The organism is Streptomyces sp. NPDC060031 (assembly GCF_042736805.1).
Classification (GTDB): Bacteria; Actinomycetota; Actinomycetes; order Streptomycetales; family Streptomycetaceae; genus Streptomyces.
On the sequence record NZ_JBHWVM010000198.1, the window covers coordinates 1 to 2,360 of the forward strand.

Consider the following 2,360-nt stretch of genomic DNA (forward strand, 5'->3'; position numbering starts at 1 on the left):
TCAGGGAGCGTTCACCAACAGCCGATGCACGCGGGCACACCACGACGGCGCACTTCTCAGCCAAGATCCGGTACACCACTCCACGGGACACCATCACGACGGTCGTTTAGGCCGAGCTCGCCGCCGATGCCGCGGCCGCCGCCCGGGAAGCGGACCTGCGCGAAGCCGCCCGGATCGCGGCCCGCGCCGACGAGCTCCAGGCGCTGCGCGAGCTGGGCACGCTGGAGCAGACCGAACCCCGGGAAGGCGACGAAGCGGTCCGCAACGAGCTCACCCGCCGCGCCGGGTCGTACGTACAGCCGGACATCGACGCCTGGCTCGCCCGCGCCCTCGCCGCCCACCGGGGCCACTACGCCGACCCGCCCGCCCGCCCGCGAAGCCGCCGCCGGGACCTGCCCGCCCTCCTCGACCGGCACGTACCCCTCGGCCCGGACCAGGCCGCCGTACGCCTCGATGTCCGCCGTACGGACTTCGACCAGGTGGTGCGCCTGGGTTGGCTGTCCCCGGTCGGCTCGGTGGACGTCGACTACAAGCGGCAGGGCGGGGTGACCACGGTCCCCCTCTACTCAGCCGAGGACATCGCGCTCCTGGAGGTGGTCCGCCCCTCCGTGGACTGGCGGGCCGTGCGCACCGTCACGGCGGGCCGCCGCTCCCCACTCGCAGCCCTCACTCCCATCACCCCAGGCGGCGACCGGGCGTTCCTGGCGGAGGTTGCGCGGATCGCCAGGGTGGGCCGGGCCGCGGTAGTGAACTGGCGCCGCCGGCACCCCGACTTCCCCGACCCGGTGGCCGGGCACGGACGTACACCCACAGTTCGACCGCCGCCAGGTGGTGGCCTGGCTCCTCGCCCACGACAAGATCGAAGTACCTATGTGGCCGACGGTCGCCTCGCTGGTGCTGGCCGGTGCCGGGGGCGCCACGCACCGGTTCCGTCTCGACGACCCGTGGCTGGCCCTGGCCGACGACGCGGTCGGCGAGGACGTGTTGTCCGGCTGGTCCACCGACGCGGACGCCGATGCGCTGGCCGAGCTGGCGGCCGGGGAGTTCGGGGCATCGGTGAGCCGGCTGACCGCGCCGGGCACGGGCCCGGTGGCGGTGTTGGGCGAGGTGCGGGTGATCGACCGGTTCCGGTCGGGGTCGGGCGGCCTGCGGATGTCGCTGGCGTGGCCGTCCGGCCTGCGGGGCGCTGCTGCGGAGAGGTCGGCGGCCGGGGTGGTCCGTCACGGGGTGGCGTACGCCGGGCCGGGGGAAGGGTGTGTGCAAGCGCCACGACTGTGGGGGAGTCGTCCCGGTCTCCTGGTGCCCGGAGCACGGGGACGCGGTGGGCCCGGTGATGGAGTGGCATCCCGGAGGTGGGATCCGCTGTGCGGCGCTGGCCGGACAACGTACGGAGTTGCCCGTCTCGCCGTGACGCCCACGCTGCGCCCGGCGGGCGGGAACCGACGGTCAGAGAGGCCCTGAAGGGGCGCAGGGCGCAGCACGGGCGTGTCCCCCGCCCCCCAGCGTCACCGGGATACGTGTCAGCGGCGCTGTACGGGGCGCTGCGGGCCCTTCCGGTGCGTGTGTCGGGCGACGCGAGATTGTCAGTGCCCGACGACATGTGTTTTGCCATGGCCGGCGCGCAGTGGTGGCTCTGCACACGTCGAAGAGCAGCGTTTCGACAGCCGTTCGGGAGTCACCTTGGCCATCGGCGCCAAGCCGTTGTTCATGACTTTGGGAGGCACCGCCCACCGTCGGAAAGTCGTACCGACTGTCTAGTGCTGTGACCGGGAAGGTTCACCGGGTTGAGCGGTCAGGCAGCGATGGGTAGTGGTCGTCCGCCCCAGCGGATGCCTTTCTCGCTGCGGATACGGGCGCGTTCGCGTCGTTGTGCTGCGAGGACGTCGGGGTGGCGGGCGTTCTTGTTGCGCCAGCGCAGGTATGCGTGCAGGGCTCGGGTCTGGACGGTGTGGTTGGGATGGTTCGAGTTGGCCAGGGTGAACTGCCGTAGCGGTCCGAAGTGGGCCTCGATCGGGTTGGCCCAGGACGCGTAGGTCGGGGTGAAGCACAGCTCGACCTTGTTTCGGGCCGCCCACCTGCGGATTCTCCAGTTCAGGTGGGCGGAGAGGTTGTCGAGGATCACGTAGATCGGGGCGCCGTCCGGGCGGGCCGCCCGGATCGTCCTCAAGGCGGCCCAGGTGTGGTCGATGCCCTTGCGGCGCCGGTTGATCCCCCACATCTGATCGTCGCCGATGGAGTAGCAGCCGTGGAAGTAGGTGATGCCGTGGGTGCGCCGGTAGGTGGCCGGCAGACGGTTCGGCCTTGTCTTCTCGGCCCAGCAGGAGCCGGCGGTGGGGCGGATTCCCAAGGGGCCGAACTCG

The 2,360-nt window shown here is 71.9% G+C and carries 3 protein-coding genes; 1 reads left to right on the plus strand and 2 read right to left on the minus strand.

Annotation, left to right across the window (positions count from 1 at the left end; translation table 11 throughout):
- Positions 1-56 precede the first annotated feature (56 nt).
- Complete coding sequence (locus ACFWB8_RS36950; protein WP_385237671.1) at positions 57-416, minus strand: hypothetical protein; 360 nt, start codon at positions 414-416, stop codon at positions 57-59.
- A 412-nt stretch (positions 417-828) separates the two neighbouring features.
- Here ACFWB8_RS36950 and ACFWB8_RS36955 point away from each other — a divergent pair, with 412 nt between their 5' ends.
- Positions 829-1,461, plus strand: coding sequence for a hypothetical protein (locus ACFWB8_RS36955; protein ID WP_385237674.1), 633 nt, complete (start codon positions 829-831; stop codon positions 1,459-1,461).
- A 331-nt stretch (positions 1,462-1,792) separates the two neighbouring features.
- Here ACFWB8_RS36955 and ACFWB8_RS36960 read toward each other — a convergent pair.
- Positions 1,793-2,360 (minus strand): transposase (locus tag ACFWB8_RS36960; RefSeq protein ID WP_385237677.1); only part of this gene is annotated, 568 nt, incomplete at its 5' end.